This window comes from Agrobacterium sp. 719_389, assembly GCF_900188475.1.
GTDB lineage: Bacteria > Pseudomonadota > Alphaproteobacteria > Rhizobiales > Rhizobiaceae > Agrobacterium > Agrobacterium radiobacter.
In genome coordinates this window covers 523,183-539,699 of sequence record NZ_FYEM01000002.1, presented here as the reverse complement: position 1 = coordinate 539,699, position 16,517 = coordinate 523,183, and the positions used below count along the sequence as shown (strand labels likewise).

At 60.9% G+C, this 16,517-nt stretch carries 11 protein-coding genes; 1 reads left to right on the top strand and 10 read right to left on the bottom strand.

From position 1 onward, the window contains the following. Positions 1–19 precede the first annotated feature (19 nt). The 5 genes from CFB10_RS06180 to bcsN all read right to left on the bottom strand — a co-directional run bounded on the left by CFB10_RS06180 (position 20) and on the right by bcsN (position 9,170). Positions 20–2,365, bottom strand: a complete 2,346-nt coding sequence (locus tag CFB10_RS06180) for a cellulose synthesis protein (protein ID WP_020011859.1) — start codon at positions 2,363–2,365, stop codon at positions 20–22. Further along, complete coding sequence (locus tag CFB10_RS06175) at positions 2,356–3,411, bottom strand: glycosyl hydrolase family 8 (RefSeq protein ID WP_020011860.1); 1,056 nt, start codon at positions 3,409–3,411, stop codon at positions 2,356–2,358. The genes CFB10_RS06180 and CFB10_RS06175 overlap by 10 nt, the downstream gene beginning before the upstream one ends. Further along, on the bottom strand, positions 3,408–5,894 hold the full coding sequence (locus tag CFB10_RS06170; protein ID WP_026363964.1) for a cellulose biosynthesis cyclic di-GMP-binding regulatory protein BcsB: 2,487 nt from the start codon (positions 5,892–5,894) through the stop codon (positions 3,408–3,410). The genes CFB10_RS06175 and CFB10_RS06170 overlap by 4 nt, the downstream gene beginning before the upstream one ends. Next, the gene (bcsA, locus tag CFB10_RS06165; RefSeq protein WP_020011862.1) at positions 5,891–8,080 is read right to left on the bottom strand and encodes a UDP-forming cellulose synthase catalytic subunit; all 2,190 of its coding nucleotides are present in this window, start codon (positions 8,078–8,080) and stop codon (positions 5,891–5,893) included. The genes CFB10_RS06170 and bcsA overlap by 4 nt, the downstream gene beginning before the upstream one ends. Before the next feature lie 94 nt (positions 8,081–8,174). After that, positions 8,175–9,170: a cellulose biosynthesis protein BcsN gene (gene bcsN / locus CFB10_RS06160; RefSeq protein WP_026363965.1), complete on the bottom strand. Its 996-nt coding sequence runs from the start codon at positions 9,168–9,170 to the stop codon at positions 8,175–8,177. A 337-nt stretch (positions 9,171–9,507) separates the two neighbouring features. On the opposite strand from bcsN, the gene CFB10_RS06155 reads away from it, so the two are divergent. Beyond that, positions 9,508–10,692 carry an AGE family epimerase/isomerase gene (locus CFB10_RS06155; protein WP_020011864.1) on the top strand — a complete coding sequence of 395 codons (1,185 nt, stop codon included), beginning with the start codon at positions 9,508–9,510 and terminating at the stop codon, positions 10,690–10,692. Positions 10,693–10,743: 51 nt separating this feature from the next. Here the strand turns inward: CFB10_RS06155 and CFB10_RS06150 are convergent, their stop codons facing one another. From CFB10_RS06150 to CFB10_RS06130, 5 genes are read right to left on the bottom strand one after another with little or no spacing between them, the layout of a single operon-like run. After that, positions 10,744–11,706 (bottom strand): glycoside hydrolase family 26 protein, encoded by a 963-nt coding sequence (locus CFB10_RS06150; protein WP_026363966.1) that lies wholly within the window; start codon positions 11,704–11,706, stop codon positions 10,744–10,746. A 13-nt stretch (positions 11,707–11,719) separates the two neighbouring features. Beyond that, a complete protein-coding gene (locus tag CFB10_RS06145) occupies positions 11,720–12,223 on the bottom strand; it encodes a DUF995 domain-containing protein (protein WP_026363967.1) in 504 nt (167 codons plus the stop codon). Positions 12,224–12,237: 14 nt separating this feature from the next. Then, positions 12,238–14,175, bottom strand: a complete 1,938-nt coding sequence (locus tag CFB10_RS06140; RefSeq protein ID WP_020011867.1) for a glycosyltransferase family 2 protein — start codon at positions 14,173–14,175, stop codon at positions 12,238–12,240. Next, positions 14,172–15,155, bottom strand: coding sequence for a UDP-glucose 4-epimerase GalE (gene galE, locus CFB10_RS06135; protein ID WP_020011868.1), 984 nt, complete (start codon positions 15,153–15,155; stop codon positions 14,172–14,174). The genes CFB10_RS06140 and galE overlap by 4 nt, the downstream gene beginning before the upstream one ends. A 1-nt stretch (position 15,156) precedes the next feature. Further along, a complete protein-coding gene (locus CFB10_RS06130) occupies positions 15,157–16,179 on the bottom strand; it encodes a UDP-glucuronic acid decarboxylase family protein (protein ID WP_020011869.1) in 1,023 nt (340 codons plus the stop codon). Between the last annotated feature and the right edge of the window lie 338 nt (positions 16,180–16,517).

Genomic DNA, 16,517 nt, shown 5'->3' with positions numbered 1-16,517 from the left:
GGCTTCGCGCCGGCCTGTCTCAGCCGCCCTGCGGACCGTTGCTCGGCCGGGCGGCGCGCACCGCAGCCAATCCCCGAATGCCGTCCCTGTTTCCGATAGCCGACAGACTTTCGAAAATCTGTGCAGCCTCACCATAACGGCGCATGGCAAGGTAAGAATAGCCGCGCAGCACCATCAGGTCCGTTCGTTCATCCGCCAGCCGCGCCCGCTGGTCGAGCAGGAGAAGCGTTTCAGCGTACCGCTTCGAGCCAAACGCGGAAACGGCGCGATCAGCAAGGATCGAGACCTGCAGCTCCGTCGCGCGCGGGCGGTCCATGTTCGATTTCGTCGCCGAAACGGCGGCGTGGTCCGTCAAGCCCATGCGCAGATAAGCAAGGCTCTGGCCGTAGGCGGCATCGCTCTTAACTGTCGACTGACCGCCTTCAATGGCGGCTTCGAAGGCTTTCAGCGCCTCCGCCGGCCGGTTCGTCTCCATCAGGCACCAGCCGAGATCGAGCGCCTGTTGCGGCGGCAGACGCTGCGGATCGGGATAGGCCGCGCAGGAGCGTGGGCGAGATGCGGCGCTGGCTTCGCTTTGCACCTGCACCGGGCGGCGCGCCTGCTTGCGTGAAGGTTCCGGCTGCTGGACGACAGGCGGGGCATATACCACCGCCGGCTCGCCCTGCGGCGCATAGGTCGGTACGGGCGCGGTCGCCTGTGGGGCAGTGGACGGCGCTGTTATGGGGGCAATCGTCTGACCGGACTGGTCGACCATCCTTGCGGTTCCGACATCGGCGATCCGCTGGGAGCGGCTTGCCCATTGCTGATGGATGCCACGCAGACCGGCGAGATTGCGAAGATCGTGATAGCTGACGGCCATACCATAGGCGGACGGCTCATCATCGGGCTTCCAGCCAAGCGCCGTGCTGAACCATTGCAACGCAAGCGGGGTCTGCCGGAAGGCAAGCGAGTACCAGCCGAATTGCTGCGCGGTGGCCGCATCCTTACGCGCCATCGTTTCGACGGCGATGCGTTGCAACACATCCGGCGGCAGCACGACCGGTGGCTGCAGCGCGAGAAGATTGGCCGTTGCGGCAAGATAGGTCGCAAGCGCGTCGTCGGAAGCCGTACGCCATTTATACATGACGTCCTCGGCCTCGCGCGGCTCGTTACGGTCGATCAGCGCCAGCGCCAACCCTTGAGAGGCGGACGCGCTGTCTTCCTCTTCCCGCCCCTTGCGGAACCATTTTTCCGCCTCTGTCATATTCTTCTGGCGGATATTGTACCAGCCGAGCAACAGGGCGTCGCTCGCAAGCTTGTCGGTTTCGGCAAGCCGCTGAAGCCGCATCACATAGGCGGAGGGGACGGCGCCCCCCTCCTTTTCGCCTTCTTTCGGTTTTTCCCCGGCCTTGGCCACGAACTGGCGGGCGAGATCGTTCTTCACCGGTTCGAATTCCAGTTGGCCGTCTGCGCCAGGTTTTTCCTTGGCCAGCAGATCGTCCATCATTTCCGCCGGCAGAAGCGCGGATGCCTTCTGCACCGTGGCGAGCCTGTCGCTTGCGGCGGTGCAATTGTTGAGAATGTAGAGATAGGCGTCGCGCGCCCGTCCCATCCGGTCGGTATTGGCGAAGGCGTCGGCCACCCGCCACAGGACATCGACTTCGCTGCAGGTCAGCAGGCCGGGATTGTTGGCCGCCGTATCCACCACCGTCGCATATTGCTTGAGATCGGAGGCATTGACGAGCCGCTGGCGCGCTTCGGCCAAGGTGAGCATGCCCGTCAGATTGTCGGGCGGCTGCCAGCCGGGTTCCGCCTGCTGGCGGTCGGCAATCGCCTTTCTCACCTCGGCATAACGGCCGTCGGTATAGAGCTGCCACATGGCATCGAGCCGCGGATCGCCGTTTTCGGGAATGGCGAGAGGATCGGCCGGCGGCGTCCAGTTGGGATAAAGCGTGCGAAGACGCGCGATTTCAGCCTGAAGGCGCTGGGTATCGCCTCTCGCCGCAAAATAGCGCAGCGCGCTGAGATCGACTTCCGGCATGCTGCCCGATGTGGGCTGGGGCGTACGGGGGGCCGGCGCCTGCGCCGTCTGTGTTTGCGGTGCTTGCCCGCCGGCCTGCGTCACCGGCAAAGGATCGGTCGCCGGCACCGTTACCGGCGGTGTCGCGGGCTGAGTCACCTGCGCCATCTCGCGGTTTTTGACGAAAGCGCTGATCTGCGCCGGATTGGCTGACGGCGACATGCGCTGCACGGCCCGGTTATCACCGACCGCCGAGGTATGCACGTCCGACACCCGCCCGAGAATGCTGTCGCGCCAGTGGAAGGCAGCGAGCGCTATCAGAAGCAGGATGAGAGCCGAGGTCGACAATGGCTTGTTCATCGGCATTCCCCGTTATTCCTTGCCAGAAACGACAATGCCAGAAGATGCAATGTGGAAGGATAATAAAGTGTTGGCTGGAAATTTTTAAGTTCGGCGGGAATGGCCGCCCCCCCGCTAGCGCATCCGGCAAGCGCCGGAATGATGCGATAACCGGGATCGGACAGGACATCCTTGACCGCGCCACTCTTCAGGTCGAAGGTTCCGGCAGCGCCGCTTTCCAGCGTCATGCCGGTTTTCAGACGGGAAAGCAGCTCCGGAGAGCCCATCTTCGCCATTGCAAGATAGAGCGGAATGCGCACCGCATTGTAACCGAATTCCGGCGGAAAACCCGATGCCGGCTGCGGCTTCGTCTTCACAGACACCCAGTCGGCCGGCAGTTTTCTGTCACTGAAAGCAAATGCGCCGATCTGCGCCACGCCGTCATCGGCAACCGCCTTCCAGAGCGGCGATGGCGCTACGAGATTGAGGACCGGAAAGGCCTCGAAAATCAGATAGGAGGGATTGACCACTGGCCCGTCCTTCCGGTCGCCCTCACTGAAGCCGCTGACAGCAGGCAAAAGCAGCGTGCGCCCGCCTCGCTGCACCACGGTCTTTTTGAGGACCGAGGATGCGATGGCCGCGGATGCTTCGGCATAGTCCTGCCGGTTCCATTGCCCCGCCGCGAGCGCCAGCGCATAGGCGATCAGAATATCGCCATCCGTGGCGTTGTTGATATCAGTTACGTGCGGCCTGGTGCGTGGATTCCATTTCCAGGCGGAAAGCCCGTCATCACGCACCAGAAGCTCGGTGCGTGTGAAATTCCAGATCAGCTCGAAATCGGACAGGTTGTCGGCAAGCACGGCAAGCCACATGCCATAACCCTGCCCTTCGCTGTGGCTGATATTGTCGTTGCCGGTATCGATGATACGGCCGCCGGAATCCAGAAACGCCCCCTTATAGGCCGACCACGCTTCCGGTGAGACAGAAGCAGCGCGGCTGACGGAAATACCTGCAAACACCGCCATCACGGACAGGAAGAAAATACCGGCCAGTTTCGAGATCCCGTTCTTCATCGATGCCGCCCCATCATGCGCAGCATCGTGAAAGTGGCGAAGCCGAGGAGAGACACGAAACCGATGAATGCCAGCGAATAGGAAAGTACATTGGAGGACAGCCAGTTGGCGGCGACCAGCCTCCAGTTGGAAAGGGAAAACGCCCGCGTGACGTAAAAATACGGCCGCTCCACCTCCACCGTTTCGAGCTTTTCGGCAGAGGCATCGTATGCGGCGACACGCCCCGTGACACCGCGCCAGCGGTTTTCCCGCGCCATCGCCGCCATGCCGTCAAGAAGTTCCGCTGATGTCGGTGCCGTGGCAAGCGTCCACACCCCTTGGCCGGAAGGGCTGAGGCCCTGCGCCAGCATGAAGGAGACATTACCGGGTGGCGCATAGAGCTGCTCGGCCGCCGGCAGGAAGCGCAGCGTATCCGAACTCAGATCGAAATTCCGCTTCATCCACTCCTCAAGAGACGACACCTGCCCTTCCCAGACACCGCCATCCACCCGCTCCCGCCAGTCGTTGAAGAGCGTTTCGCTGCTCTGGGCGGGCGGCTGAACGCCGGTTCCCATTTTCCAGGATACCTGGCTGGAAGGAACGAGATTGAACTGGCCGATCAATGACTGCGGGAACTGCGAAATCGTTCCGACGAACAGCGCGTCGCGGTCGCCGATCACCAGCGGCGATGCCACGGTTTCGATGTCGATGGGATGCCCCGCCACGCTCGCCAGCCGGCTGATCAGCGTCGCCGCCGCAGACATGGTGTCGGTATCGAAACGGTCGAGCGACAGCGCTACAGGCGTTCCACCGGTCCGATAGGGCTGGCCGGCACCCGCCATTGCGGCGAGGTCCGGCTTGCGGCCGATCTGCGCATAGTCCGGAATATGAAATTCAGACGTATCGAACAACGCAAAACGCGGGGTCGTGCTGGTGGGTGCGCCGGGCGCACAGGCCTGATCCTGCGCCGTCATCAACACCGCCTCGATGGTGACCTTGTTGGGGCCCGGCTTGAAATGACGCATCGTCACATTGATCGGCAGATGCCGGAAAATGCCGCCGCCATTGTTGGAAATCGGCACGGTCGAGGCGATCTCGTCATTGACGTAGATATCGACATGGCTGCCCGGCAATACCTGCGACGAATAGGCGGCATCGAGCAGAAGCGACGCCTCGCCATAGGCCGAGGCATAAAAATCGGCGGGCATGCCGACATAAAACTCGTTGCGGAAACGCCGGCCGCCAAATTCGGTGCTTTCAAGGCCAAGTTCGGAAAGCGCGATACGGCGGTCCGACATCACAAGCGGTACATCTGGCGCATGCCAGCTGCGGGTCGAAAAGGTGGTTCTCTGCGCGCCGGGCGTACGCGATATCGAGGAAAACAGCGTCTCTATTGCCGCCTGAACCGCCTGCGGAGTGGGGCCGCTGACGAAAAGCGGCGAAAGACCACCAGGTGCTGCCGCGCCAAAGCCGGCAAAAGCACCCGCCGATGCCTCGGGCGGCAGCGTACCGACCATGCCTGCAATCTCACGGGCGGTTCCGACGAGGACCGTCAACGTGCCTGCCTTGCGCTCGGTGGAAGGCGCGGCCACGAAACGGATCGTCTGGTTCGGCATCTGGGTTCTGAGCGCCAGCGCCTGTGAGAGACGCAGGAGAGAATCCGCAAACGCCGGATTGCCGAGTGCCGGCGCGACAATCTCGATAGACGTCATCGCCTTGCCGTCCGGCCCCGTTGCCTGAATATCGTCGATATTGGCAAAGCTTCCGGCAACATCGGCATTAAAGCCGATATAGGTGCTCGCAGGGTCAACATCGGTCCACAGATCATAGGTGGACTGGATCGTGCAATCGGTTCTGTGGCGTTGCTGCACGCCCAGTCTCACGACATTTGAGCCGACCTGCAGGACGCCCGGCGGAATCTTCAAGGAGACATTGCCCTCGCTGTCGGGCGCTTCGATACGCGCTGGATCCAGCGGTACATTGTTCAGGCTGACCTGAAAATTCGAGTTTTCCGGCGCGATCACAATGGCGTTCTGATAGCCGATATTGAGCGAAACGGCGGCATTCACCTGCTCCGGCGTCAGGTAGATGCTCCATTGCCGGCGGTCGATCTCACCGGAAAGGCTGAGCTTTTCATAGGGCAGGATGTATCGGCGGCGGCTGTCGGCGCTGAGCGGCAAGGTCGGCGCCGGAACGGGTCTTGCGCTTTGCTGAGGCGGCGGCAACGGAACGGCGGGGCGTTGTTGCTGGGCCGGCGCGGGCTGAGCCGCAAAGGGCGGCGGGGCGGATGGCTGAGGCGGCGGCGTTTGGGCCGGCATCTGGGCAGGAGGCTGCTGGCGCGGTACGGCCGGCGGAATGGCGGACGGCGGCACGGGTGCCGGAGCAGTCTGGGCGGGCCGTTCCGGCGACATGTCGAAGGGGGAGGACTGCGCCATCGCGCCCGTCGCAACAGCCCCCCATACCAACACTGCCAGAGAATCCCGGATGGATTTACGGCCGATCATTTTACGGCTCCGACAGGTTTGGCGTCCTTGGGGGCGGGCCGAAGCGTCCGGACCAGATAATAAAGGCCGCGCTGCGTCTGGAAGAGCGATATGGCCAGGAAGATGGCCGTGCCGCGGATAAGGCCGGGATTCTTGCGGCGCACCCGCTGGAACTCGCTCCACTGTTCCGAATTGGCAAAAATCAGGTCCGCGATCAGGCGGTGATCGACGGCGCGCTGCGGTGAGAAGGTGCAGCCGATCGAGACGAAACCCTCGCCTTTAACCGTCCGCACCACGTTTACAGGCATGGTTTCCGGCACGCCCTCGCTATGGGGCTTCACCTTCACGATGGCCGTCGCGCCTTTTTCGATATTCGACGCGCTATCGAAGAGATTGATCAGCAACCCGTGCACCGACACGTTATCGATGGACGCTGGCACCCAGGCGTCGCTGCCCTCAAGCTTGACCTCGCAACGCCGTTTGACCGTGATGCGCCGCGATGCCGACTTGTCGCCGCGCTCGGAAACGACACCGAGCGCGCAGCCCGCAAAGATGAGGTTGAGCAGGTTCCAGCCGCCAACAACGAGCGTGACATCCGCCTTGTATGGCTCGCTGTAGATGCGCCAAACTGCAAAGGCCATTGCCACCACCAGCAGCGCGAAAATGACGAAGAACGGCCGGCTGATTTCCGAAAGCCGCGCCTCGGCGATGGATTCATCCTTCGCCGTCACCTTGAAGGTGGGTTTGCCGGGGTTGAAGATCACCGAAACCACGGCGGGCAGAAGGTGAACCGTCTGCACATATTCGTAAAGCTCCGAAATCCACGGCCAGCGGAAGCTGCCATAGAGATAGTTCTGCATCATCAGATTCACGAGCATATAGGCCGCCGTATAGGCCAAAAACTCGCCGCCGGAAGCCACGAAAATCTGCAGGTCGAAGAACAGGTAGAACAGCGGCGCGAACAGGAAGATCGTGCGCGGAAACGGAAACAGCCAGAACAGCGTCGACGACATGTAGCAGAGACGCTGCGTAAACGAGAGACCGCGCCGGAACAGCGGCTGGCGGAAGATCAGAATCTGCATCATGCCCTGCGCCCAGCGGCTGCGCTGGCCGATGAAACTTGCGAAGGTGGCGGGTTGCAGCCCGGCGATCAGTGGCTTGTCGACATAGATGCTGTTCCAGCCGCGCGAATGCAGCGCGAGCGCCGTTTCGCAATCTTCCGTGATGCTGACGCCGCTGAAACCTTCCGTATCCTGCAGCGCCTCACGCCGCAGCACGGCGGCGGAACCGCAGAAGAAGGCACCGTTCCATTTGTCGAGGCCGCGCTGGATGATGCCGTAGAACATCTCGTTTTCGCTCGGCATCGTCTCGAAGGTGCGCAGGTTGCGCTCGATCGGATCGGGATTGACGAAGAAATGCGGCGTCTGCACCAGGAAGAGCCGGGGGTCCTCCTCGAAATAGCCTACGGTTTCCAGAAGAAAATCACGGGCGGGCGCATGGTCGGCGTCGAACACGGTCACGAGCTCGCCGGTCGAATGGGCAAGACCGTTATTGAGATTTCCGGCCTTGGCGTGGACGTTGCGCTCGCGCGTCAGGTAACGCACGTCGAGATCTTCACAGAGCTTCTTCAACTCTTCATGGCGGCGCTGCGCCGCCTGCGCCTCGACAATATTGCTGGCATTGCGCTTCTGCACCGACCCGCCGTCGTCCAGCAGCCAGACGGTGAACCGATCGGCCGGATAATCCATGTTCTTGGCCGCCGCCAGCGTATTGGCGAGAAGTTCAGCATCCTCGTTGTAGCTCGGAACGAAGACATCGACCGTCGGCCGGTAATCGGGTGAACCGGGTCGCGTCTTGCGCGACGGCAGCGGCATCGACACTATGACAAGGCTGAGCCCCAGCATCACGACGCTGTACATCTCCGCCAGATAAAGCAGAAAACCGGGAATGAAGTTTTCGAGCTGGTTGACCGGCGGCAGCGTGCTCGTGGTGCGCCAGTAGACATAACGCAGAACGATGGCGGTGCCGAAACCGAGCGCGACCAGACGCCAGGCGCCCTGCCCGTTGAAGCTCTTGATCGTTGCGAGAAGGATGAGCGAAATCGCGGTTGCCACCAGATGCGTCTGCAGGCTGACCGGCATCGTGACGATGGCCAGAACGCAAAGCGACACAAGCAACCAGACAATGACTGTGATGGCCTTGTTCATCCAGAAACTTTCCGTTCTCGTCCCCATCCGGAATTTAGGCCCGGAAACTTTGCGATATGCGCCTCGGCGCTCACTTCTGCGCTGGTTCCGGCGATCACCTGCATCCTGGTGACGCTCCCGAACCGGACAGACAAGCTGGCGAGGGAATGGACACCTGCGGCACCTGCGACGGTTGCCGGCTGCTTTCCACCGGCCCGCCGTCCATCCGCCTGCCCGCCACCGAAGATCGAACAGGCTGGACCGGCGAACCCGTCGATGTGGGCGATGGGATATTAACGGCAGCAACGGGCGGCAAAGGCTGTGGTTCCGGCTGCGCGGGCGTGACGGCCGCCACGCGGCGGACCGGCCGGACGGGTACACTGGAGGTCACTTCGCCGCCGGGCCGCATCGGCACATCCTCCGCCTTCATGGGATAGATCGGGCTCCCGGGTCGCCCGAGATTCTGATCGACGGCCCGCGGCGTGCCGTAGGGGTTCCAGCTCGGCGAAGCATAGGTGCCGGTAATGGTGTAATTATACATGACCGCCAGCAGCCGCTCGATGCTTGCCCCCGACTGGCAAAGACGCAGCCGCACCTTGATGCGTCCGAGATTGCGGAAGTCCTGCCGCATGCTTTCCGGCGAGCGAATGTCCTGCCAGCCATAAAGGCAGGTATCGTCGCCACGGCCATGGCCGGCGGCATAGGAAAACGCACCATAGCCGTTCTGCAGGTAATTTGGCGACATGGCGAGGCTTTCGCCCGGAAACTCGGCGCGGATTTCCCGCGCGACGGAAGATGCCCGGAAACCGGAAAAAGCCAGGGCGTCGCCACCGGTATCACCGGCCTGTTGCGGGCCGAAAAACTCAGCCTTGATATAATTCTGCCCGGGGGTCGCGGCCTCAGAGCGCAAAATGACCTGCTGCGCCACGGCGTTGGAATAGGTGCGGTTGACCACGGTGACGATTTCGGGACCGCCGGGCGGGGGGAAAACCAGCGCCTCGGAAGGAGACGCCATCTGCGCGCCCCCGAACGACCGAACGCCCGCGGGAGTATTGCAGCCCGAAAGAACCGCAACAGAGAACAGCAATGAAGTATAGGCAGAAAATTTCACTGCCTTGCGCCCCTTTGTTTCCCCAACGCCGCCCAGGTTAAAAGGAGACCGAATCACTAATGACCAGACCATTGCTACGAAATACGTGAGGACTACGAATAAGCAATCTCAAATTTGCGTTGTAATTTCTGACACTTTATGAATCGCGAATCGTCGTTGCGACCCGCATCTCCCGCGAAAGAAGGTGGAACCAATGACGCCGCCAGGGGTTGGCATCCTGTCAGGCCGATAATTTTACGGTTGCAGCGCAATATGTCCCATGGTCTACTTGCGTTTATTATTACGTATTTTTATTGGTCACCTTTTTAATTCAACTGTAAAAACAGAGAGTTATCATATGACAGTGCAATTTCCGAGCATCGCGCAGGCGCTTGCCGAAGAGATCGGAACATTACGCAAATGGCTTGACAAAGACGCTCTGCCCCTGTGGTGGGAGGCGGGTTCGGCCCGCCCGGATGGCGGCTTTTACGAGCGTCTCGGCCAGGATGCGAAGCCGGTTTTTTCCGATGACCGCCGCGCCCGCGTGCAGCCGCGTCAGGCCTATTGTTTCGCCGCCGCCGGCCAGCATGGATGGCAGGGGCCTTGGAAAGAAGCGCTCCTGCACGGGCTCTCCTGGTTCGAGAAGGTCTATCGCCTTGAAAATGGCCTCTACGGCAACCTTGCCGACCAGACCGGCAGGCTGATCGACCCCTCCTTCGATCTTTACAATCAGGCTTTTGCGCTTTTCGCCGCCGCGCAGGCGGCCGCAAGCCTTCCCGAGCGCAGGGACGAGATGCGCGGCCGGGCGCTCGATATTCTTGCTATCCTCGAGCGCGACTACAGACATCCAATTGCCGGCTTCGAGGAAGAAAACCCGCCGCGCACGCCGCTCTGTTCCAATCCGCATATGCACCTTTTCGAGGCGATGCTGGCCTGGGAGCAGCAGGACCCGCAAGGCCCGTGGTCGGCGCTTGCCGATGAGATTGCCGGCCTGGCGCTGACCCGTTTCATCGATAGCAGCAATGGCGGGCTGCGCGAGTTCTTCGCCCATGACTGGACACCCCATGATAGCGACAAGGGGCGGGTCATGGAGCCGGGCCACCAGTTCGAATGGGCATGGCTTCTGGTGCGGTGGGGCAGCCTGCGCGGAAACGATGAGGCGATCGACAAGGCAAAACGCCTGTTCCAGATCGGTGAAGAGCACGGCATCTGCCCGCGCCGAAAGGTGGCCGTGATGAGCCTCTACGACGATTTTTCGGTGCATGACGGGCTGGCGCGATTATGGCCACAGACGGAATGGCTGAAAGCTTCGGTGCGGCTGGCGAGCGTCACAAACGGCGAGGAGCGGCAGCGTTACCTTGCCTCGGGTCTCAGCGCCATCGGCGCGCTGCAGCCTTTCCTTGACACGCCGGTCAAGGGTCTCTGGTTCGACAAATGGCCGGCCGACAGGCCGATGCTCGATGAGCCGGCGCCGGCAAGCACCTTTTATCACATCGTCTGCGCCATCTATGAGGCCGAGGCCGTGCTGGCAACGGCTACCTAATATTGGAGCACCGGACGAGCGGCATCGCCGCTCGCCGGTTTTCGACGTCAATCAGGCCTTGGCCGGGCGCACGACGCGCCAGTCCGGTCTGCCGAGATTGTGCGGCCAGGCATGAACATCCTTGTCGTTGAAATAGACGACCTCTTCCAGCTTTGGAAAATCCGCCTGTTTCAGCGTCACGTCGTTCATCCACGGACGAACATAGGAATCGCCGCCTTCGTAACCCAGTTCGGCAACCCAAACCGGCTTGTTGAAGGTTTCGACAAGTCCATAGCCCTTGCGCAGCAGATCGGTGAAGGTCTTCGGCCCGCCATATTCGATCTTGTCGTACTCCTCGAGACCGAAGACCGAGAGGCCGACCAGATCGGCGTAGCCGTCACCGGGATAGTAGGCCTGCAGACCATCCAGACCTTTCGGTGACCACATCACCTTGACGCTGGGAACCGCCTTGCGGGTCATGTCCACCATGCGTTTATACGCCGTGATGTAATCACGCGGGTTCCAGCCCGACCACGAGAAGCGGCCGGACGTGTCTTCCATTTCCTGTCCCCAGCGCAGGATCAGCGGGCTTTTCATCGCCGACATGCGTGCGGCGATCGCCTGCATGTTCTGGTCATAGTCGCCTCTCATCACCTTGCGGCGCAACTCGTCGGAGGTGAGCCGCCAGTTAACGTCCCAGGACCAGGGTTCGACCGTGATCAGCACGTTGCGCTTGCGCTCCAGAGCGTAGGCATCCGCAAGTGCGAGACTGTCGAGATCCACGTCCTCCCAGGGCAGGAACAGATGTTCCGACGCCACCCCGGTCTGGGCCGTGAAATCGCCGTGCGGATCGTAGGCGCCGAAACGGATACCGTCCGCATGCAATGTCGGTCTTTTGTCGGCAAGTGTCTTCATGCCCGTCGACGTCATGGGGGCGACACCCTGTGCGTCGAGCTTGAGCACCGGATACATGCCGGCGGTAAAGGCTGCGGCGGCACCACCTGCGAACAGAAGTTTTCTTCTTGTTATCTGCATGACACCTTACTCCCTACCTTGTTGCCGTCATCGCCTTGTCGTAAGCGGCGATCTGCGGCGTGACATCGTCCTTGCGGACGAGTTTGAGGAACTCATCGCCAGGGCGTGGCGGGTTGTGCCGGAACACGTACCATGGCCCGCCCTGTTTGCGCTGGTAGAGCACCTTGCCAATGCGGCCATGGTCGAAGCAGGTATCGGCCTTGCCGTTTCCTGCCGCACTTTTCCAGGTGGCGCGCATGCACAGGGTGCCGTTGGCATCGACGGTCCAGCGGCCTTCACCGATGGACTTCTTGCCCTTTTCTTCCGTTGCAGCGACGAATTTGCGGTCTTGGGCGATGAAGCGTCCGCCGCCCGTTTCCCATTTCCAGGTCTTGTCGAAGTACATGTCCACGACTTCGCTGGTTCTGAGCGGTTTCGGCGTCTTCGTGCCGCCTGCAGCGTGGACGGCGCTTGGCGCGACCACCGCAAGACAGAGTACGAAAGCGGAGAATCCGCATTTGCTTATTGTTGTTTTCATCACAGCCTCCTCCTTCATTGTCCGACCCTATTGTCGGCCAGCATAATCTCTCCGGTTGCCACCGCCGGCGGCGGCGGCACGATGGGTTCCGCCTGCATTTCCTGCGGTCCACGCAGTCCCGGCACGGCGATGCGCAGTTTCAGACGTACCGATCTGGCACCTTCCACGCCAGCGCCGGCGACCGTGAACCGCGTTTCGGTAAAACTGACATAGGGTTGCCCGTGCGACAGGGCCTCCAGCCCGCCGATCGCATGGGAACTGAGTTCTGCGGCGCTCCCCGCCACCAGCAGCAGCGAACAGGCGGCGGCGGTCGCTCCACCGCGCAATGCCGGCAGCCTCGGCACCCCGTTTTCCATAGCATGGCGGATGAGCAGAAACACCGAAAGGCCCGCATAGATCGCCACATTGAGGGCGGCGAAGACGAAGAAGCCCTCCGCCCCGTTTTCACGCGGCGCCAGAACCATGGCCACAAGGCTGAGCGCCGCCAGAAGAATGTAAGGCGCGACTATCCTCAGCGGCAGCGGCGGTTTTGCCTGCGTGCCCTTGGGCGTGATGCGGAAATCGACGAAATCGCCACGGATCGTGTCGCGTATTGCCGCCAGCACGCCCATCAGCGACCAGGGCCAGCGCAGGAAAAGAAACACCATGGCTTCCCAGCTGAAGAGCTTCGCATCATGCGGACGGAATGCGCCCGTGGCACGCCAGAAAAACGCAAAGACGATCATGATCAGCGAAACCGGCAGGAAGTGCGCCAGGAACGCCGGATAGGATGCATTGACCAGCACATCTCCGCGCATCAGCGCGACGGCGGGAAGCACGAACATCAGCGCCATAAAGCCGGAAAACAGCGGATACCAGAGCTGCGAAAACAGGAACTGAAACTTCAGCCGCGGCGACAGCTTCGGGACATAATGCCGCGAATATTGCAGCAGAATGGTCATCAGGCTGCGCGACCACTGGAATTCCTGCACGATGAGATCGGCAAAGGTCACCGGTCCGTCGCCATGGGCGATGGCGTTGACGGCGTGAACACCGCGCCAGCCGCCGGCGTTCATCAGAAGCGTGGTGGAATGATCCTCGGCAAGCTCCGGCCCAAGGCCGCCCACTTCACGCAGCGCCTTCGTGCGCACGGCGTAGTGCGAGCCGATGCAGAGCGGCGCCCAGCCATTATTGTAACCCAGCTGCAGCGCGCCATGCAGGCTCGCCTCGGCATATAGCCTGCCGCGCGCCGCCCAGCTTTCACCGGCATTGGCGTCGCAAATGCTTGGGGCCGAAACATATCCCACCTTCGGATCGGCAAAGGGACGGATGATCTCGCTCAGATAATCCGGTTCCGGCACATGATCCGCATCGAACTGTGCGACGAAATCATAACGCCGATACCCGTAATGGTCGTAGAAATAGGCGAGATTGCCTTCCTTGCAGCGCGTGCGCCGAGGCCAGCTCTTGCGATGATACTCGGCGACACCCTGTCGGGTGGAAACGAAAACGCCGTGCGCGCCACACCATTTCAGCGTTTCCGCATCCGGAGCCTCGTCGGCAAGCCAGACGTCAAACTCCAGGCCCTTCTGCTCCAGCATCGCGAGCAGCGTCTTGCGCACCACAGCGAAGGGTTCCGACGGCGCCTTGGTGACGACCATCGCCACCTTACCCCGCGGCAGAGGGGAGCGCCGGTCGACGACCCTTGCATTGAGAAAGATGAAGATGAAATAGGACGGCAGAAGCGTAATCCACGCAAGCGTCATCGTGACGACAGTATAATAGGGCCAGTCGATGACGCGATCGCGATCAAGCCACCAAATCCAGAAATAGGCGAGCGTCACCATCCATCCGCCGATGCCGAGAAGATAGGCCATGCGGTTCCAACCGGCAAAGACCGGCAGCATCCGCAGATCGCTGGTGACTGCGACGGCGCGGGCCGAGGGAACGGAAGGGGTGGAACGGGCTTTCATGAGCGCACCTCCAGTCCGAAACCGGGACCGGCCGTCCGGATGATGGTATCGATATCCGAACGCTTCGGGATAAAGCCGAGCATCTCTTCCGCGCGCTTTATGTCCGCAAACAGTGCTGGCGGATCGCCGGCACGCCTTGCACCGAAATGAACCGGCACTTCCTGCCCCGTCACGCGGTGGATCGCCCGAATGATGTCACCGACGGATGTGCCGTGACCGGAGCCGAGATTGACGCGCAGCGTCTCTCCACCTTCGGCAAGATATTTGACGGCGGCGACATGGGCATCGGCCAGGTCGCTGACATGGATGTAATCGCGAATGCAGGTGCCGTCGCTGGTGTCGTAATCCGCCCCGAAGATATCCAGTTGCGGCAGCCGTGCGGCAGCCGCCATCAGCGCCCGCGGGATCAGGTGGGTTTCAGGCTCATGCCGTTCGTAAAGCTCACCGTCCGGATCGGCTCCGGCGGCATTGAAGTAACGCAGGGCAACGAACCGCAGACCATAGGCCGCGGCATAATCATCGAGCGCCATTTCGAAGATCAGCTTGGTTCGCCCGTAAGGGTTGACCGGCATCTGTGCCGTTTCCTCGCGGATCGGCAATTGCGGCGGAACGCCATAGGTGGCGCAGCTGGAGGAAAACACCAGCCCGCCGATATTCTGGTCGAGACAGGCATCCAGGAGCGCCAGGCTACCGCCGACATTGTTGCGGTAATATTTGCGCGGATCTTCGACGGATTCGCCGACATAGGCATTGGCGGCGCAATGAATGACGAAGGCCGGCGAGAATTCCCTGAGCGTGGCCTTCAGGAGACCACGATCCAGAATATCCCCCTCGATGAAGGGACCCCAGCGGACAGAATCCGCGTGACCCGTCGAGAGATTATCGTAAGCGATGGGCTTGAAGCCGGATTGGGCCAGCGCCTTACAGATATGGCTGCCTATGAATCCGGCCCCGCCCGTGACGAGGATTGTGCGGGGCATCTCATACGGCCTCCGCTACAGTCTTGCCGGCGAGCAGTGCATCGAAATAGACGATGGTTTTTTCCAGGCCGATTTCGAGCGGCACGCGCGGCTGCCATCTCAACAGTTCGTTTGCCCGCGAAATATCGGGGCGACGCTGCTGCGGATCGTCGATCGCAGCGGGCAGATGCACGATGCGCGAACGGGAACCCGTCATGCGGATGACGATATCGGCGAGGTGCCGCACCGGAATTTCGCTCGGGTTGCCGAGATTGATCGGCCCGGTGCAATCCTTCGGCTTGGCCGAGAAGCGCAGGAAACCGTCGATCAGGTCATCGACATAGCAGAAGGAACGGGTCTGGCTGCCATCGCCGTAAATGGTGATGTCAGCGCCCTTCAGCGCCTGGACGATGAAGTTCGAAACCACACGTCCGTCATCCGGGCGCATACGCGGCCCATAGGTGTTGAAGATGCGTCCCACCTTGATATCGACACCGAAACTACGGTGATAATCGAAAAACAGCGTTTCGGCGCTACGTTTCCCCTCATCGTAACAAGCTCGCGGCCCGATTGTATTTACATTGCCGAAATAGGTTTCCGGCTGCGGATTGACGTGCGGATCGCCGTAGACTTCCGAGGTCGACGACTGCACTACGGTTGCACCGCATCTGCGCGCCACCTCCAGCACGTTGACGGCGCCAAGCACATTGGTGAGCAGCGTGCCGACGGGATCGCGCTGATAGTCGGGCGGTGACGCCGGTGAGGCGAAGTTGAAAATCAGCGAGACATCGATGTCATAGGGTTTGCGCACATCGTGCTCGACCAGCAAAAACCGCTTATTGTCCCGCAAATGCGCCACATTCGCAGTGCGCCCGGTCGAAAGATCGTCGAGACAGATCACCTCGTGACCGCAGCTCAGCAGGCGTTCGCAAAGATGGGAACCGAGAAAACCGGCGCCGCCATTGACGAGAACACGTTGGCCAGGCCTCCACTCGGAGTAGATGGTGACGCCATTGTCATGTTCGTTGGGAACGAAATTACGCATTACACACTCCTCCCCATGAGGAATCAGCGTAGCTGATTCAACTAAACTGGATCAAACTCCCGATTGTACGATATCTTGAATATCATCCTCCGGTTTTTACTTCTTCTGGAGGTTTTAATATTTCGATTCGATAAATTTCAACTTTCATGATAGGCGCGGCAGAAAACAGGTCAACTTCATTTTAGCGAAATATTACAATTGATTACCCAAAATTACTCAAAATAGCCTCTTGATTTAATACTTTTTAACTATGCCTCCATTATGCCTTTCTTATTGAGCATTAGCGCAAGCTTCGCTCAACCAGTCGGGGCTATCCTGGTTTTGTAAGGCTCGGTCCA